Source organism: Bordetella bronchiseptica, from assembly GCF_900636925.1.
Lineage (GTDB): Bacteria > Pseudomonadota > Gammaproteobacteria > Burkholderiales > Burkholderiaceae_B > Bordetella > Bordetella pertussis.
Map to the genome: position 1 here is coordinate 4,288,826 of NZ_LR134326.1, position 16,145 is coordinate 4,304,970.

The window sequence follows — 16,145 nt, forward strand, 5'->3', positions numbered from 1 at the left end:
GTCAGGCGGGCCGGACCACCACGGCGGGCAGCTTGCCCGCCATGTCGCGCGGCAGGGCCGCAATGCGCGCCGCCACCCGGCGGGCGATGTCGCGATAGATGCCGGCAACCTCGCCATCCGGCTCGGCCGCCACGGTGGGGTTGCCGGCGTCGGTCTGCTCGCGGATGGCGCGCTGCAGCGGCAGGCTGCCCAGCCAGGGCACCTCGTACTGCTCGGCCACGCGGCGGCCCCCGCCTGCGCCGAAAATGTGCTCGGCATGGCCGCATTGGGGGCATATGTGCACCGCCATGTTCTCGACCACGCCGAGGATGGGCACATGCACCTTCTGGAACATGCGCAGGCCCTTGCGCGCATCGAGCAGCGCGATGTCCTGCGGGGTGGTGACGATGACCGCGCCCGCGACCGGGACTTTCTGCGCCAGGGTCAGCGCGATGTCGCCGGTGCCCGGCGGCATGTCGACGACCAGGTAATCGAGGTCGCGCCAGTTGGTCTGGCGCAGCAATTGCTCCAGGGCCTGGGTGACCATCGGGCCGCGCCAGATCGCCGGCGCGTCGGCGTCGATGAGCAGGCCGATGGAATTGGCCTGCAGGCCGTGCCCGACCAGGGGCTCCATGGTCTTGTTGTCGCGGCTTTCGGGACGGCCGGCCAGGCCCAGCATGGCGGGCACGCTGGGGCCGTAGATGTCGGCATCGAGCAGGCCGACCCGCGCGCCCTCGGCCGCCAGCGCCAGCGCCAGGTTGACCGCCGTGGTGCTTTTGCCCACGCCGCCCTTGCCCGACGCCACGGCGATGATGTTGCGCACCTGCGGCAAGGGCTTGAGGCCAGGCTGCACCGCGTGCGCGATGATGTTCCAGGTAACCGCGACGCGCACCGCGCCCAGGCCCGCGGCGGCCAGCGCGGCGCCGGCCAGCGCGCGCACGGAATCGGCCACGCCGCCGGCCGGATAGCCCAGCTCTATCGTGAGGGCGGCCGGGTCCGCGGCCAGATGGATGTCACGATCTTTTACACAAACATTCAGCTCCAGGCCGGTCTGCGGATCGGCAACGCCCGCCAACGCGCCGCGGATTTGTTCTATCGTTATACTCATCACACTATGGTTCCCAGGGTCATCGCGCCATTACGCGAGCCGTTACTCGAAGGATAGCGGATACGCGGGAACCTTTAGCCTGGTTTTACATCCATATCTACATGGTCAATACACTGTTCCGCTTTTTCAGCGCCGCGCTATTTGCCCTCCTCGGCCTCATCGGGATGATGATGGCCCTGGTGTTCATGGCCTCCACGGCCATCGCGGTGGGCGTGCTGTACCTGGTCGCCAAGGTACGCGGCAAGCCGTTCGGCGTGCGCGCCTACTGGAGCCAGCGCCAGGCCGCCCGGCCGGGTCCGTTCCAGGCCGCCAGCGCCCCGTTCGGCCAGCCCCGCGGCGACGTCATCGACGTCGAAGCCCGCGAAGTGCGCTGACGCCGGCGTCCCGCCGGCCCCTGCAGCGCCGCCGTGGCACGGCCTGGCGGCGCGTTTTCATGCCTGAGCCCCCCGTCATGCCCAGCCGGCCTGGCCCGGCCTGAGGCCAGCCCGCGCACGCCGCCCCCCGGCACGGGCCATACCTTCCCCCCTCCAGTCGAGCGCCGGCGCGGCCGCGCCCGGGCGCCCGCGCGGAAAGGCCCTAAAATAGCCGGCTTGTCCGTTCCTTCCCCCTGAGCCTCCTACGACATGTCACGCACGCTCTTCGTCACCACTGCCCTGCCCTACGCCAACGGATCGTTCCACATCGGCCACATCATGGAGTACATCCAGGCCGACATCTGGGTCCGTTCGATGCGCATGGCGGGCCACACGGTGCATTTCGTGGGTGCCGACGACGCGCACGGCGCGCCGATCATGCTCAAGGCCGAAAAGGAAGGCATCACGCCGCAGGCGCTGGTGGCCCGCTACGCCGCCGAGCGGCCGCGCTACCTGGACGGCTTCCATATCCGCTTCGACCACTGGCACAGCACCGATACGCCCGAGAACGTGGCGCTCTCGCAGGAAATCTATCGCGCGCTCAAGAGCGAGGGGCTGATCGAGACGCGCTCGATCGAGCAGTTCTACGACCCGGTCAAGGGCATGTTCCTGGCCGACCGCTACATCAAGGGCGAATGCCCGCGCTGCCACGCCAAGGACCAGTACGGCGATTCGTGTGAAGTGTGCGGCGCCGTGTATGCGCCCACCGAGCTGATCAACCCCTATTCGGCCCTGACCGGCGCCGCGCCGGTACTGAAGTCGTCCGATCACTTCTTCTTCAAGCTGTCCGATCCGCGCTGCGTCGAGTTCCTGCAGCAATGGACCACCGGCGCCAACCGCCAGGGCGTCAAGCACCTGCAGGCCGAAGTGCAGGCCAAGACGCGCGAATGGCTGGGCGGCGACGACGGCGAGGCCAAGCTGGGCGACTGGGATATCTCGCGCGACGCCCCCTATTTCGGCATCGAGATTCCCGACGCGCCGGGCAAGTATTTCTATGTCTGGCTGGACGCGCCGGTGGGCTACCTGGCCTCGCTGAAATCCTATTGCGCGGTCAAGGGCCTGGACTTCGACGCGCTGCTCGACCCGGCCGGCCCGACCGAGCAGGTGCACTTCATCGGCAAGGACATCATTTACTTCCACGCGCTGTTCTGGCCGGCGATGCTGAAGTTCGCCGGGCGCAAGACGCCCGACCAGCTGAATGTGCACGGTTTCATCACCGTCAGCGGCGAGAAGATGTCCAAGAGCCGCGGCACCGGCATCTCGCCGCTGCGCTACCTGGAAATCGGCATGGACGCCGAATGGCTGCGCTACTACATGGCGGCCAAGCTGAACGCGCGCGTCGAGGACATGGACTTCAACCCCGAAGACTTCGTGGCGCGCGTCAACAGCGACCTGGTGGGCAAGTACGTCAACATCGCCAGCCGCGCCGCCGCCTTCATTACCCGCCACTTCGACGGCGAACTGGCGTACGACGGCGACACGGACGCGCTGGCGGCCGAGTTCGCGCAGCAGGCCGAATCGATCCGCGCCGCCTTCGAGGCGCGCGAGTACAACCGCGCGGTGCGCGAAATCATGGCCCATGCCGACCGCATCAACCAGGCGTTCGACGCGGCGCAGCCCTGGGTGATGGCCAAGGGCATCGGCGCCGCCGACGCGGCCACGCGCGCCCGCCTGCAGGACATCTGCTCGCGCGCGCTGGCCGGCTTCAAGGCCCTGTCGGTGATGCTGGCGCCGGTGCTGCCCGCGCTGGCCAGCCGCGTGGCGCGCGAGCTGTTCGGCGCGAACGCCGACTTCGCCTGGGGCGACGCGCAACAGCTGCCGCAGCGGGTGGCGCCGTTCAAGCACCTGATGCAGCGCGTCGATCCCAAGCTGCTGGACGACCTGTTCGAGCCGCCCGCCGCCGAAGCCAGCGCGCCGGCCGCCCTGCCGGGCGGCGAGGCCCTGGCCGACACCATCACCATCGACGACTTCGCCAAGATCGACCTGCGCATCGCGCGCATCGTCAATTGCGAAGAAGTGGAAGGCTCGACCAAGCTGCTGCGCCTGACCCTGGACGTGGGCGAGGGACGCCATCGCAATGTGTTCTCGGGCATCAAGTCGGCCTACCAGCCGCAGGACCTGGTCGGCAAGCTGACGGTGCTGGTGGCCAACCTGGCGCCGCGCAAGATGAAGTTCGGCGTGTCCGAGGGCATGGTGCTGGCCGCCAGCCACGCCGACGAGAAGGCCGAACCCGGGATCTACGTGCTCGAACCCTGGCCGGGCGCCCAGCCCGGCATGCGGGTGCGCTGAGCGCGCCGCCGCCGGCCCGCCACGCGGGCCGGCCGTTTCAGGCCTGCGGCGCCAGCGCCGCGTCGAGCGCGACGCGCTCGTCGAATACGAAGCAGGCGCCGTCGAAGCCGGCGCCATCGGTCTCTTCGAAGTATTTCAGGATGCCGCCTTCGAGCTGGTAGACATGCTCGATGCCGGCCTCGGCCATGTAGATGGCCGCCTTTTCGCAGCGGATGCCGCCCGTGCAGAAGCTGACCACCGTCTTGCCCGCCAGCGCGGCCTGGTTGTCGCGCACCGCCTGCGGGAACTGCGTGAAACGCTCGATGCGCCAGTCCAGCGCGCCGCGAAACGTCCCCACCTCCACCTCGAACGCATTGCGCGTATCCAGCATCACCAGCTCGCGGCCCTGGTCGTCGCGGCCCTGGGCCAGCCAGCGCCGCAGCGTCGCGGCGTCGACCGCGGGCGCGCGCCCCGCTTCGGGCCGGATGGCCGGGTGGTCCATGCGAATGATCTCGCGCTTTACCTTGACCAGCAGCTTGCGAAACGGCATGCGCGCGGATTCGCTGTACTTGGCCTGCAGGTCGGCAAAGCGCGCGTCGGCGCGCAGCCAGCGCAGAAAGCCTTCGATAGCGTCGGCCGCCCCGGCCAGGAACAGATTGATGCCCTCCGGCGCCAGCAGCACCGTGCCCTTGAGCTGGCGCTGGCGGGCCTGTTCGAGCATGGGCTCGCGCAGGTCGGCCGGGTTGGCGATGCTGACGAATTTATAGGCGGCGATATTGACGACGGCGGTCATGGCGGAAAAGCACGAACGAAGGAAAAACAGGGCGTAATAGTAAACCGCCCCGCCAAGGCGCTACGGCGCGGGGGCTGGACGCGGCGCCGCCACGCGCTGCTCGACCACGTGGTCGAGCACCCAGCGCACCCCCGACGCGTCGGCCGGCGGATTGGGGTCGCGCACTTCCACCACGCGCAGCCGGTATTCGATGCCGGGCTGGAAGGCGAAACCGGTGATGTCCCCGTACCACAGCTGCCAGGGCTGGGAGGCGCTGTCGCGCACCTGGTAGCACTGGGCCCGGCCCGCGCCGGCGCTGCAAGGCGCCTTGCTCGACGCGACGTACACCAGCTTGGCCGCGCCGGGCTGGCCACCGGCCAGCGGATCGGCGCGGCGCGCGAAGTCCAGCACGTCGCCCGAGCGCAGCGCCAGCGTCAGCCGCTGCGGCCGCGTGTCATGGTCGAGCCGGCTGGCGGTCACGGCGGTGAGGCCGGCCAGGTAATCCTGCTCCAGGCGGGCCAGGTCGGCGTTCGCGCAGGCCATGCGGGTGCTCACCGGCGGCGCGGTGACGATCAGCAGGCCGTTGGCGATGGTGTACTGGCCCGAGTAATTGTTGCAGCCGGCAAAGCCGGCCAGCCGGGCGGCGCCGCGCTGGTGCGTGAACGACAGCGTGATCGGCGCCGTCTTGCCGGCGCCGCCATGCGGAACCGGCCGCAGCGCGCCGCCGGGGCGGGTCCAGCGGGCCAGCTCCCAATTGGTCTGGGCCAGCATGTCGCTGTGCCGCTCGGGCGCCTGCGCCCGGCTGGCGCCGCCGCCGGCCGGATCGGCAGCGCAGGCGGCCAGGGCCAGCAAGAGGGAAAAAGACAGCGCCACGCGCCCCGGCGAGATTGCGGACATGACAGGACTCCTAGGAACCGGCGGCCCAGCCGGGCCGCGCCACGGGAGCGATTTTAGGGCCTGCCCGCGCGGCACGCGCCCGCGCCGCGGCTTATTCCGGCGTGGGAGGATCCTGGCGGCGCATGAAATCCAGCACGTCGCCGCCCTGCACGTTGAACGTCAGGTGGCGCGGGGCGCCGCCGCTGTCCAGCGTGAACGAGCGGATCTGCGCCAGCGCGCGCAGGTAGTCGGCTTCGAGCCGGGCGCGCTCGGGCTGCGGGCAGGCCATGCGGGTACTGGCCGGCGCGGTGATCTGCAGCTTGCCGTCGCGCAGCCGGTAGGCGCCCGTGTAGCGGTTGCAGCCGGCAAAGCCGCTGACCCGGTACTGCTTGCCCTGCGCGAAAAAGGTCAGGAAGATCGGCTCGCCGTTGTCGCCGTGGGGAATGACCCGGTAGCCGCCATCGGCCTTGGTCCAGCGCACCAGCTCCCAGGTCGTCTGGGCGAAGGAATCGGCGCTGGTGGCGGCGTTGGCGGCCGCGGCGCCTTCGGCCTGCGCCTGGCCGGTGTTGCTGGCGCAGCCGGCCAGGACGGCGCCCAATGCCGCAACCAGGCAGGCGCGCGTGAACGGGCGGATCGGCATGAGGGAGGTCTCCGGGCTTATCTCACAACCGTTACTGTAACCGCCCGTGCGCCCCATTCGGCCCCCCTTTGCCCGGCCGCTTGGTAAGCAGGCTATACGCGGCGGCACGGGCGCTGCGTGGCGGCCACGCACGGGAGCATCCCGCGTGCAGGGATGTTTTGAAATATATATTCACAAATGAAAACATGCATGTTTAAATGCAACATTGGTGCCGCGTCCCGGCGCGGGTTGCGCGCGTGCGGCTTGACGGCGCCGCCGGTGCGCCACGCCTTTCCGCGCGCCCGGCCTTCAGTCGATTCGGAAGCACCACTCATGAACAGTACGCTCGATGTCATCTTTCTGGTCAGAGACGATGCCGCGCACCAAAAACAGCTGGAACACCTTGCCTATCTCGGCTTCAAGATCCGAGCCTGCACGGAGCTGATCGAGGTCTACGACAACTGCGCGGCGCACGCCTGCCCCCTGGTGATACTGAGCGCGCCGCTTGCCGACATCCATATCGCCGCGGCGCGGCTGCGCGCCATCGACCGGCGGGTGGGGATCATCGCGATGGAAGCGTTCGCCGACAGCGAAAGCCGTATCCGCACCCTGCTGTGCGGCGCCGACGCGTGCCTGCCCACGGACGTCAGCGGACTGGAGCTGGCGGCCGTGCTGCAGGCCCTGCTGCGCCGCATCGTCGCGCTGGCGCCTCTGCCCGAGACCGCCGAGCTTGCGCGCGGCTCCGAGCCGGGCATCGACCTGGGCATGGAGGCGCTCGCCCTGGAGCCGGCCATGGCGCCGCCCGACAGCAAATGGCATTTGACCAACCAGGGATGGACGCTGGTCAGCCCGGGCGGGCGCACGCTGGGCCTGACCACGGGCGAGCGCGAGTTCCTGTCGCGCCTGATGCGCGCGCCCGAGCGCAAGATCAGCCGCGAGGCGCTGATCGCCGACGACCTGTCCGCCCCCGGCGCAGCGGACCAGGGCGCGCAACGCAGCCGTTTCGTGGACGTGATGATCAGCCGTTTGCGCCGCAAGGCGGCGCATCACCAGATGCCCCTGCCGATCCGCGCCCTGCATGGCTGGGGCTATATGTTCGCCGCCGAAGTGGCCGACGAGGCCGGCGCGCGCGGCAGGCACTAGCGGCCGGCGCGCACGTTCAGGCGCTGCCGGGGCGCCGGCGCATCAGGGTGGATTTGCCGAACAGGCTTTCGACCAGGTCCACCGCGACCTGGGCGGTCTTGTTGCGCACGTCCAGCGCGGGATTGAGTTCGACGATGTCCAGCGAGCGCATCAGGCCGGTGTCGGCGATCATTTCCATGCACAGCTGGGCTTCGCGATAGGTGGGACCGCCGGGCACGGTCGTGCCCACGCCCGGCGCCAGCTCGGGGTCGAGGAAGTCGACGTCGAAGCTGACGTGCAAATGCGTCTGCGGGTCCAGCCCGGCCAGGGCGGCCTCCATCACCGCGCGCATACCGACCTCGTCGAGATAGCGCATGTCGTAGACCTCCAGCCCGGCGTCGTAGACCAGGTTGCGTTCGCCTTCGTCCACGCTGCGGATGCCGATCTGGCGCACCCAGCCCGGTTCGATGGCCGGCGTGCGGCCGGCCATGCCGGTCAGTGCCGCGGGGCCGTTGCCGCACAGGCAGGCGACCGGCATGCCGTGCACGTTGCCGGTGGGCGTGAGCCGGTTGGTATTGAAGTCGGCGTGCGCGTCCAGCCACAGCACGCGCAGCTTGCGGCCGCTCGCGCGGCAATGGCGCGCCACCGCGCTGATCGAGCCGATGGCCAGGCTGTGGTCGCCGCCCAGCAGGATGGGCAGGCGCTCCTGGCGCAACTCGGCGCTGACGGCGTCGTGCACGAGCTGGTTCCAGCCGATGACTTCGTTGAGGTGCCGGTAGCCGTTGGCCGGCGGGCGCCACGGGTTGGGCGCGCCCTGCAGGTTGCCGCGATCGGTCACTTGCAGGCCGCGCCGCTCGAGCAGGCGCACCAGGCCCGCCACGCGCAGGGCCTCGGGCCCCATGGAAGCGCCGCGCTGGCCCGCGCCGATGTCGGTGGGCGCGCCGATCAGGCTGACCCCGTGGGGGAACGATGCAGCGATCACGATGGACCTCCGGAAGAGCCTGGCGCGGAATGCGCAAGCACGTGCGCCAGTTGCGCGCAGGCCCAGTCTATCTGTTCGCGCGTGACAATCAAGGGCGGCGACAGGCGCAGGGTCTGGCCGTGCGTGTCCTTGACCAGCATGCCGCGCGCCATCAGCCGCTCGCAATAGGCGCGCGCCGGCCCGGCGTCGGGCTCGAGTTCGAGCGCCAGCATCAGGCCGCGGCCGCGCACTTCGCGCACCGGGCCGGGCAGCGCGCGCAGGCGCTGCATGAAATAGGCGCCCTGCTCGCGCGCATTGTCGATCATGCCTTCGTCATGCAGCACCCGCAGCGCGGCGCGCGCAACCGCGCAGGCCAGCGGGTTGCCGCCGAAGGTGCTGCCGTGCTGGCCCGGCTGGAAAATGCCCAGCACCGCCTGGTTCGACAGCACCGCGGACACGGGATAGAAGCCGCCCGACAGGGCCTTGCCGATCAGCGTGACATCGGCCTCGATGCCTTCGTGCGCCTCGGCCAGGAAAGCGCCGGTGCGCCCCAGCCCGGTCTGGATCTCGTCGAGGATGAGCACGATATCGCGTTCGCTGCACAGCTTGCGCACCTGGCGGAAATAGCCCGGCGGCGGCAGGATGACGCCAGCCTCGCCCTGGATGGGTTCGACCAGGAAGGCCACCGTGCGCGGCGTGACGGCAGCCTGCAGCGCGGCGAAGTCGCCGAACGGCACCACCGTGAAGCCCGGCGCGAAAGGCCCGTAGCCGCCGCGCGCATCCGGGTCGGTGGAAAAGCCGACGATGCCCAGCGTGCGGCCGTGGAAGTTGTTGGCGCACACGATGATCTCCGCCTGCCCGGCCGGCACGCCGCGCGCCTCGTAGCCCCATTTGCGCACCGCCTTGAGCGCCGTCTCGACCGCCTCGGCGCCGCTGTTCATGGGCAGCACCTTGTGCGCGCCGGTCAGGCGCGCCAGGTCTTCGTACAGGGGCGCCAGCTGGTCATGGCGGAAGGCCCGCGAGGTCAGCGTCAGCCGCTGCGCCTGCTCGACCATCGCGGCCAGGATGCGCGGATGGCAATGCCCCTGGTTGACCGCCGAGTAGGCGGACAGGCAATCCAGGTAGCGCCGCCCCGCCGTGTCGTACAGCCAGACCCCGCTGCCGCGCGCCAGCACCACATCGAGCGGCTGGTAGTTGTGGGCGCCGAGTTCGTCCTCGATCCGGTCGCGCCGCGTGGCGGCGGGTGCTGGCATGTTCATGGCGGTCTCCTGCGGGATGGTCCTGCCTGGCCTGCAGACCATCTTAGGGAAATGCCCGGCTAGCGAAAAGCCAGAAAAATGGCAATCCTGAGGCAATATGGAGCAGATCGCCAGCTACGGCTGGCGATCTGCCCAAACGGCCTGGAGACTGCCATGGATCATGCGCTCGACGCCCTGGACCGCCGCCTGCTGGCGCTGCTGCGCGCGGACGCCCGCCTGCCCACCGCCACGCTGGCCCGCCAGCTGCACGTGTCGCGCGGAACGGTGCAGAACCGCATGGCGCGGCTCGAGCGCAGCGGCATCGTGGCCGGGTACACGGTGCGCCTGCGCAATGAGGACGAGCACGGCATACGCGCCATCACGCTGATCGAAGTGCGCGGCGCGGCCACCGATGCCGTGGTCGCGGCGCTGCGCCGCATCCCCGAGGCGCTGCAGGTGCATTCCACCAACGGCCGCTGGGACCTGGTGGTGGAGCTGCGCGCCGCCGACCTGCCCGCCTTCGACCGCGTGCTGCGCGACCTGCGCAGCATCGACGGCGTGGCCAACTCGGAAAGCAACCTGCTGTTGACGGCCCACCGATGAACACGCTGCGACGCCTGCGCATCCTGGGCGCCGCCGCCACGCTGGGCGGGCCGGCCGCCGCGCAGGAGGCGCCCGCCATGCTGGAGCCGGTGCGCATCAGCGGCACGCGCACCGGCACCTCGGTGCTCGATACGCCCGCGTCCGTGGACGTGGTCGATGGCCACGAGCTGCGCGCGCGCAACCTGCAGGTCAACCTGTCCGAAGGCTTGGCCGGCGTGCCCGGACTGCAGCTGCAGAACCGCCAGAATTACGCGCAGGACCTGCAGCTGTCGATACGCGGCTTCGGCGCGCGCTCGACCTTCGGCGTGCGCGGCGTGCGGCTGTACGTGGACGGCATCCCGGCCACCATGCCCGACGGCCAGGGCCAGACCTCGAACATCGACATCGGCTCGGCCGGCCGCGTGGAAGTGCTGCGCGGCCCGTTCTCGGCCCTGTACGGCAATTCGTCGGGCGGCGTGGTGCAGGTGTTCACCGAACAGGGCAGCGATCCGCCCGAGGCGACGGGCAGCGCGGCGGCGGGCAGCTTCGGCACCTGGCGCTACGGCGCCAAGCTGCGCGGCGCCAGCGCGGCAGACGGCCTGGATTACGTGCTGGACTTCAATCGCTTCACGACCGAGGGCTATCGCGACCACAGCGCCGCGCGCAAGAACCTGGGCAACGCGCGGCTGGGCCTGCGCATGGACGACGGCAGCCGCCTGACGCTGAGCGCCAACCACGTGGACCTGACCGCGCAGGATCCGCTGGGCCTGACGCGCGAGCAATTCGAGGACGACCCGCGCAGCGCGCCGGTGGCCGAGCGCTTCGATACGCGCAAGACCGTGCGCCAGACCCAGGGCGGCCTGCTGTACGAGCGCGCCTTCGACACGCGCAACGACCTGCGCGTGATGCTGTACTACGGACAACGCCGCACCACGCAATACCAATCCATCCCGGTGGCCGTGCAGCAAAGCCCCACGCAGGCCGGCGGCGTGATCGACCTGGGCCGCGACTACGGCGGCGCCGACCTGCGCTGGACCTCGCGCCAGCAGGTGGCCGGCCTGCCGCTGACCCTGATCGGCGGACTGGCCTATGACACCATGAAGGAGCAGCGCCGCGGCTACGACAACTACACCGGCCCGCCCGCCGCGCCCACCGGCCTGGGCGTCAAGGGCGCGTTGCGGCGCGACGAGACCAACACGGTCTACAACCTGGACCCGTACCTGCAGGCCTCGTGGCAGTTCGCCGAGCGCTGGACGCTGGACGCGGGGCTGCGCTACAGCACGGTGCGCTTCGACTCGGACGATCATTACCAGGCGCCGGGCAACGGCGACGACAGCGGACGCGCCACCTATCGCAAGGCCTTGCCGGTGGCGGCGCTGCGCTATGCGGCCAACGAGAACCTGAGCCTGTACGCCTCGTACGGACGCGGCTTCGAGACGCCCACGCTCAATGAACTGTCGTACCGGCCCGACCAGGCCCCGGGACTGAACTTCGGCCTGCGGCCAGCCGTCAGCACCAACCTGGAGGCCGGCGTCAAATGGCGCACCGGCGCCGGCCTGGTGACCGCCGCGCTATTCCATACGCAAACCGACGACGAAATCGTCTCGGCTGGCAGCCTGGGCGGGCGCGCCACGTACCGCAACGCCGGCCGCACGCGGCGCGACGGCGTGGAGCTGCAATGGAACGGCGAGTTCGCCCGCCACGCGCGCGCGCAGCTGGCCTATACCTGGCTGGACGCGCGCTATCGCGACGACGGTCCGGGCGCCATCCGGGCCGGCAACCGCATCCCGGGCGTGGCGGCGCAGGCGCTTTACGCCGCGCTGTCGTGGGCCCCGCCGCAAGGGTGGCAGGCCGGCATCGAAGCGCGCTACCTGGGCCGCATCGAGGTCAACGACGCCAACAGCGAAGCCGCGCCGGCCTACTTCGTCGCCGCGGCCAGCGCCGGCTACGCCTGGCGCGCCGGCGCCTGGTCGTGGAACGCCTATGCGCGGGTGGACAACCTGTTCGGCCGGCGCTACGCCGGCTCGGTCATCGTCAACGAAGCCAACCAGCGCTATTACGAGCCGGCGCCGGGGCGCAACGGCAGCATCGGCCTGAGCGCCGCCTACACATTCTGAACGGCTTGCCGGCGCACTGCCCGCGGCCCTATAGTGGGCTGGCGTTTTCGCGCGATACGGAGCCCCCATGACGATCCGACACCTGCTCGCCGCCGGCGGCCTGGCGGCCGCGCTGGCCGCGCCGGCCTGGGCCCACCACGGCTGGAGTTCCTACGACGCCGACCAGACCCTCACCATCGAAGCGCCCCTGACCGAAGTGCGCTATCGCAACCCGCACGCCGAAGTCAAAGTGGATTACCAGGGCGCCAGCTGGGAAGTGGTGCTGGCGCCCGTTTCGCGCATGGAGTCGCGCGGCCTGGCCAAGGATGCGCTGGCGGTCGGCAAGACGGTCACCATCGTCGGTTATCCGCGCAAGGACGGCACGCACGAGGTGCGGGCCGAGCGCATCACCGTCGATGGCAAGACCATAGAGCTGCGCTGAAGCGGGCCGGCCGGCATGGATCCGCCTGCCTGGGCCGCGCTGCTCGAAGCCTGCGCGCTGGGCGCGTGGATGCGCGGCTCGTCCTGGGCCTATCCCGCGGCCAACCTGGCCCACCTGCTGGGCCTGGTGCTGCTGGTGGGCGCCATGCTGCTGGACCTGCGGCTGCTGGGACTGGGCCGCCGCTTTGCGCTGGCCGATGTGTCGGCCGTGCTGACGCCGCTGGCCGCGGGCGGACTGCTGCTGCAGCTGGCCAGCGGCGCGCTGCTGTTCAGCGCCGACGCCGCGCCCCTGTCGGGCAACGCGCTGATGCAATACAAGGCGGCGGGCATCGCCCTGGGCGTGGCCAACGCCCTGCTGTTTCGCGCGCTGTGGGGCGCCCGCCTGGCGGGCTGGGACAGCCGCCCGCCGCCCTGGGGCCGCCTGCAGGCGGCCCTGTCGCTGCTGCTGTGGCTGGCGGTCGCCACGCTGGGCAGGCTGATCGCCTACGCCTGAGGCGGCTATCGGCGGGATACGAAAAAACAATGGGGCCATGGCTTGTTTATCTATCTACTAGTAGATAACATACAGTCCATGAACCACCGCCTTCCGGTGTTTTTATTTCCCTCGCCATCTATCTAGTAGTAGATAATTTTCTGGAGCCATCATGAGAACCTTCACGTCCGCCGCCCTGCTCGCCGCCGCCCTGTTCGGCTTCAACGCCTTTGCCGGCTCCGGCGAGCTGGACTATCCGCCCGCCGGCGCCCAGGGCGGCAGCCTGACGCGCTCGCAGGTGCAACACGAACTGGCGATCGCGCGCGCCGCGGGGCAACTGGTCTTTGGCGAATCGCAGGAACCCGCGCCCCAGCTGGCCGGCAGCGCCGCCACCCGCGCGCAGGTCCAGGCCGAACTGGCCCAGGCGCGCAATGCGTCGGCCGCGTCCGAGTACGTCGAGACCGGCGCATAACCCCGCCATCGCGGCCCGCCGCCCATCCCTCGCAAGGAGCCCATCATGAAGCAGTTTGCCGTTACCTTGTTGGCCCTGTTCGGCGTCGACGCCCAGGCCAGCGTCGCCGGGCCCCAACGCCTGTTGCCCATCCTGCCCGGCGAACCGACGCGCACTGAGCGGCGCTAGCCAGCGCCGCGACGCGACGTCGGTCTCGCCCCATGACGGCCGCCCCCCCGGGGCGGCCGCGTCCTTTTGCGGTACGCGCCGGCGCCATGCCCGGCCCGGCGTCAGCCGGCGCCCTGCCTGCGGGAACGGAACGCCGCCACCTTCATCCGGTTGCCGCACAAGGCCATGCTGCACCAGCGCCGGCGGTGCGACTTGGTGACATCCAGGAAAACCAGCGTGCAATCGTGCGCCTCGCATCGGCGCACATGCCGCAGCGCATCGCCGGCGAGCAAATCGGCCAGCGCGGCGGCCACCGGTTCGAGCAGGCTGGCGGCGCTGTGGTCGCGCGGGCATTCGGCAAGCGTGTAGCCGCCCTGGCCGTCGTCCCACGCCAGCTTCCTGGCTGGCCGGCCCGCCTCGAGGACTTGGTTCACCAGCGCCGCGTCGCCGCCCTGCCCGGCCTGGGCGGCCCGCACCATGCGCGCCGCCGCCTCGCGCAGCGCGCGGGCCAGTTCGGCCAAACCCGCGGGCGGGCGCGCCAGGCCGGCCGGCACATGTCCCGCCGCCTCGAGCCAGGCGAGGACGCTCTCGTCGTCGCCCAGGCAGTCATGGCTGGCCGGCCCGACGCCGAACGCGCTGTTGATGAAATCCAGCGCCAGGTTGTTGGCGATGAAATGCGGGGGATGCGTGGCAGGCGTCGCCATATTCGTAACTAGTGAATTTGAGATTGACAGGTTACACCGGATCCACGTAACCTTCAAATTCAATTTTCAATGGTTACCAAGGAGACCATGATGCCTGGCAACGCCGCCCCACGCCCCGTCCACTATCGCCATGAGCAGGTCGGCGACGTGAAGATCTTCTACCGCGAGGCGGGCGACCCCGCCTCGCCCGCCGTGCTGCTGCTGCACGGGTTCGCGGCCTCGTCGTACATGTACCGCGACGTGATCGCGGCGCTGGCCGACGGCTATCGCGTCGTGGCGCCCGACCTGCCGTCCTTCGGCTTCACGGAATCGCCGGCACGGGACGCCTACGCCTATACGTTCGACAACATCACCAGGACCATGGACCGGTTCACCGAACAGCTGAAGCTGGACCGCTATGCGTTGATGGTGCACGACTACGGCGCGCCGGTGGGCTGGCGCCTGGCGAGCGCGCATCCGGACCGCGTCACCGCCCTCGTTTCCCAGAACGGCAACGCCTATGAAGAAGGCCTGGCGCAAGGCTGGGATGCGATCAGGCGATTCTGGGCGTCGCCGACGGCCGAGAACCGCGCCGCGTTGCATGGCTTTCCCACCCCTGCGTCGATCAAGTGGCAGTACCTGGAAGGAGTGCCCGACCCCAGCCTGGTCGCCCCGGACGGCTACACGCTGGAAGGGCTGCAGGTATCCCGGCCGGGCAATGCCGAGATCCAGCTGGACCTGCTGCTCGACTACGCGTCCAACGTGCAGCGCTATCCGCAGTTCCAGGCCTATTTCCGCGACAGGCAGCCGCCGCTGCTGGCGGTCTGGGGCAGGAACGATCCGTACTTCCTGCCCGCCGGCGCCGAGGCCTGGAAACGCGACATCCCCGCGGCCGAGGTGCGCTTCTACGACACCGGCCACTTCGCCCTGGAGACGCACGGCGCGGAAATCATCCCGGCGATCCGGGCCTTCCTGGACGCCAAGGTCCGCTAAGCGGGCGGGGCGCGGGCCTGCTTTTGTGGGCGCGACGCATTTCGTTATATATTCCACTACATAACGCTCTGCTGCGCGCTATGCGGGCCTGCCGCGACGGGCGCGCGAACCTTCTCACCACAAAGGCAAAGTTCCATGAAAATCCGTGCCATTCCGACGCTGTGGGCCCTGGCCGCCACCCTGCTTGCCGCCCCCGCGCTCGCCGGCGAGGTGCAGGTGGCGGTCGCCGCCAATTTCACCGCGCCCATGCAGGCGATCGCCAAGGCGTTCGAGGAAGACACCGGCAACCGGGCGGTGGCCTCCTTCGGCGCCACCGGCCAGTTCTACGCGCAGATCAAGAACGGCGCGCCGTTCGAAGTGTTCCTGGCGGCCGACGACAGCACGCCGGCCAAGCTGGACGCCGAGCAGGAAACCGTGCCCGGCTCGCGCTTCACCTACGCGACCGGCGCGCTGGCGCTGTGGTCGGCGCGCGCCGGCTATGTCGACGACCAGGGCGCCGTGCTCAAGCAAGGCGATTTCAAGCACCTGTCCATCGCCAACCCGAAGACCGCGCCATACGGCCTGGCCGCCACCCAGGTGCTGGCCAAGCTGGGCCTGGCCGACAAGCTGGCGCCGCGCATCGTCGAAGGGCAGAGCATCTCGCAGGCGTACCAGTTCGTCGCCAGCAGCAATGCCGAGCTGGGCTTCGTGGCCCTCTCGCAGATCTACAAGGATGGCAAGCTGACCGGCGGCTCGGCCTGGATCGTGCCGGCCTCGATGCACGAGCCGATCCGCCAGGACGCCGTCATCCTGAAGAAAGGCCAGGACAACGCCACCGCGCGCGCCTTCGTCGAGTACCTGAAGTCGCCCCGTTCCGCGGCTATCATCAAGTCCTTCGGCTATCAGCTGTAACCCCTTGCAGGA

18 protein-coding genes are annotated in these 16,145 nt (G+C 69.9%); 11 read left to right on the top strand and 7 right to left on the bottom strand.

Annotated elements, in window-relative coordinates:
- Position 1: 1 nt before the first annotated feature.
- Positions 2-1,087: an iron-sulfur cluster carrier protein ApbC gene (gene apbC, locus EL288_RS20010; protein WP_033448044.1), complete on the bottom strand. Its 1,086-nt coding sequence runs from the start codon at positions 1,085-1,087 to the stop codon at positions 2-4.
- A 101-nt stretch (positions 1,088-1,188) separates the two neighbouring features.
- On the opposite strand from apbC, the gene EL288_RS20015 reads away from it, so the two are divergent.
- On the top strand, positions 1,189-1,461 hold the full coding sequence (locus tag EL288_RS20015) for a hypothetical protein (protein WP_003808374.1): 273 nt from the start codon (positions 1,189-1,191) through the stop codon (positions 1,459-1,461).
- A 249-nt stretch (positions 1,462-1,710) separates the two neighbouring features.
- The gene (gene metG / locus EL288_RS20020; RefSeq protein WP_010925962.1) at positions 1,711-3,789 is read left to right on the top strand and encodes a methionine--tRNA ligase; all 2,079 of its coding nucleotides are present in this window, start codon (positions 1,711-1,713) and stop codon (positions 3,787-3,789) included.
- A gap of 37 nt (positions 3,790-3,826) precedes the next feature.
- On the opposite strand, the gene EL288_RS20025 is transcribed toward metG, so the two are convergent.
- The 3 genes from EL288_RS20025 to EL288_RS20035 form a co-directional block, all read right to left on the bottom strand.
- On the bottom strand, positions 3,827-4,561 hold the full coding sequence (locus tag EL288_RS20025; RefSeq protein ID WP_015064495.1) for a sulfurtransferase: 735 nt from the start codon (positions 4,559-4,561) through the stop codon (positions 3,827-3,829).
- A 60-nt stretch (positions 4,562-4,621) separates the two neighbouring features.
- On the bottom strand, positions 4,622-5,437 hold the full coding sequence (locus EL288_RS20030) for an META and DUF4377 domain-containing protein (RefSeq protein WP_003808369.1): 816 nt from the start codon (positions 5,435-5,437) through the stop codon (positions 4,622-4,624).
- Between the two features lie 91 nt (positions 5,438-5,528).
- Positions 5,529-6,056, bottom strand: a complete 528-nt coding sequence (locus tag EL288_RS20035; protein ID WP_003808367.1) for an META domain-containing protein — start codon at positions 6,054-6,056, stop codon at positions 5,529-5,531.
- Positions 6,057-6,368: 312 nt separating this feature from the next.
- Between EL288_RS20035 and EL288_RS20040 the strand changes: the two genes are divergently transcribed.
- Positions 6,369-7,178: a response regulator transcription factor gene (locus tag EL288_RS20040; RefSeq protein WP_003808364.1), complete on the top strand. Its 810-nt coding sequence runs from the start codon at positions 6,369-6,371 to the stop codon at positions 7,176-7,178.
- A 16-nt stretch (positions 7,179-7,194) separates the two neighbouring features.
- Here the strand turns inward: EL288_RS20040 and rocF are convergent, their stop codons facing one another.
- Positions 7,195-8,139 carry an arginase gene (rocF, locus tag EL288_RS20045; RefSeq protein WP_003808362.1) on the bottom strand — a complete coding sequence of 315 codons (945 nt, stop codon included), beginning with the start codon at positions 8,137-8,139 and terminating at the stop codon, positions 7,195-7,197.
- Entirely contained in the window at positions 8,136-9,377 is a 1,242-nt protein-coding gene (gene rocD, locus EL288_RS20050) for an ornithine--oxo-acid transaminase (protein WP_003816336.1), read from the bottom strand. The genes rocF and rocD overlap by 4 nt, the downstream gene beginning before the upstream one ends.
- Positions 9,378-9,530: 153 nt before the next feature.
- Between rocD and EL288_RS20055 the strand changes: the two genes are divergently transcribed.
- From EL288_RS20055 to EL288_RS24555, 6 genes are all read left to right on the top strand, one after another.
- The gene (locus EL288_RS20055; RefSeq protein ID WP_010931297.1) at positions 9,531-9,959 is read left to right on the top strand and encodes an Lrp/AsnC family transcriptional regulator; all 429 of its coding nucleotides are present in this window, start codon (positions 9,531-9,533) and stop codon (positions 9,957-9,959) included.
- Entirely contained in the window at positions 9,956-12,055 is a 2,100-nt protein-coding gene (locus EL288_RS20060) for a TonB-dependent receptor (protein ID WP_033451722.1), read from the top strand. The genes EL288_RS20055 and EL288_RS20060 overlap by 4 nt, the downstream gene beginning before the upstream one ends.
- Before the next feature lie 67 nt (positions 12,056-12,122).
- Positions 12,123-12,476, top strand: coding sequence for a DUF6152 family protein (locus EL288_RS20065; protein WP_003808351.1), 354 nt, complete (start codon positions 12,123-12,125; stop codon positions 12,474-12,476).
- A gap of 15 nt (positions 12,477-12,491) precedes the next feature.
- Complete coding sequence (locus EL288_RS20070; protein WP_172607929.1) at positions 12,492-12,968, top strand: hypothetical protein; 477 nt, start codon at positions 12,492-12,494, stop codon at positions 12,966-12,968.
- A 151-nt stretch (positions 12,969-13,119) separates the two neighbouring features.
- Positions 13,120-13,419, top strand: a complete 300-nt coding sequence (locus EL288_RS20075; RefSeq protein ID WP_003808346.1) for a DUF4148 domain-containing protein — start codon at positions 13,120-13,122, stop codon at positions 13,417-13,419.
- Positions 13,420-13,464: 45 nt separating this feature from the next.
- Positions 13,465-13,587: a hypothetical protein gene (locus tag EL288_RS24555; protein ID WP_003808344.1), complete on the top strand. Its 123-nt coding sequence runs from the start codon at positions 13,465-13,467 to the stop codon at positions 13,585-13,587.
- 101 nt (positions 13,588-13,688) lie between these two features.
- On the opposite strand, the gene EL288_RS20085 is transcribed toward EL288_RS24555, so the two are convergent.
- On the bottom strand, positions 13,689-14,270 hold the full coding sequence (locus EL288_RS20085) for a CGNR zinc finger domain-containing protein (protein ID WP_033446719.1): 582 nt from the start codon (positions 14,268-14,270) through the stop codon (positions 13,689-13,691).
- A gap of 87 nt (positions 14,271-14,357) precedes the next feature.
- Here EL288_RS20085 and EL288_RS20090 point away from each other — a divergent pair, with 87 nt between their 5' ends.
- Positions 14,358-15,242, top strand: a complete 885-nt coding sequence (locus EL288_RS20090) for an alpha/beta fold hydrolase (RefSeq protein WP_080705006.1) — start codon at positions 14,358-14,360, stop codon at positions 15,240-15,242.
- Between the two features lie 135 nt (positions 15,243-15,377).
- Positions 15,378-16,133 (top strand): molybdate ABC transporter substrate-binding protein, encoded by a 756-nt coding sequence (gene modA / locus EL288_RS20095; protein ID WP_003808340.1) that lies wholly within the window; start codon positions 15,378-15,380, stop codon positions 16,131-16,133.
- Positions 16,134-16,145 lie beyond the last annotated feature (12 nt).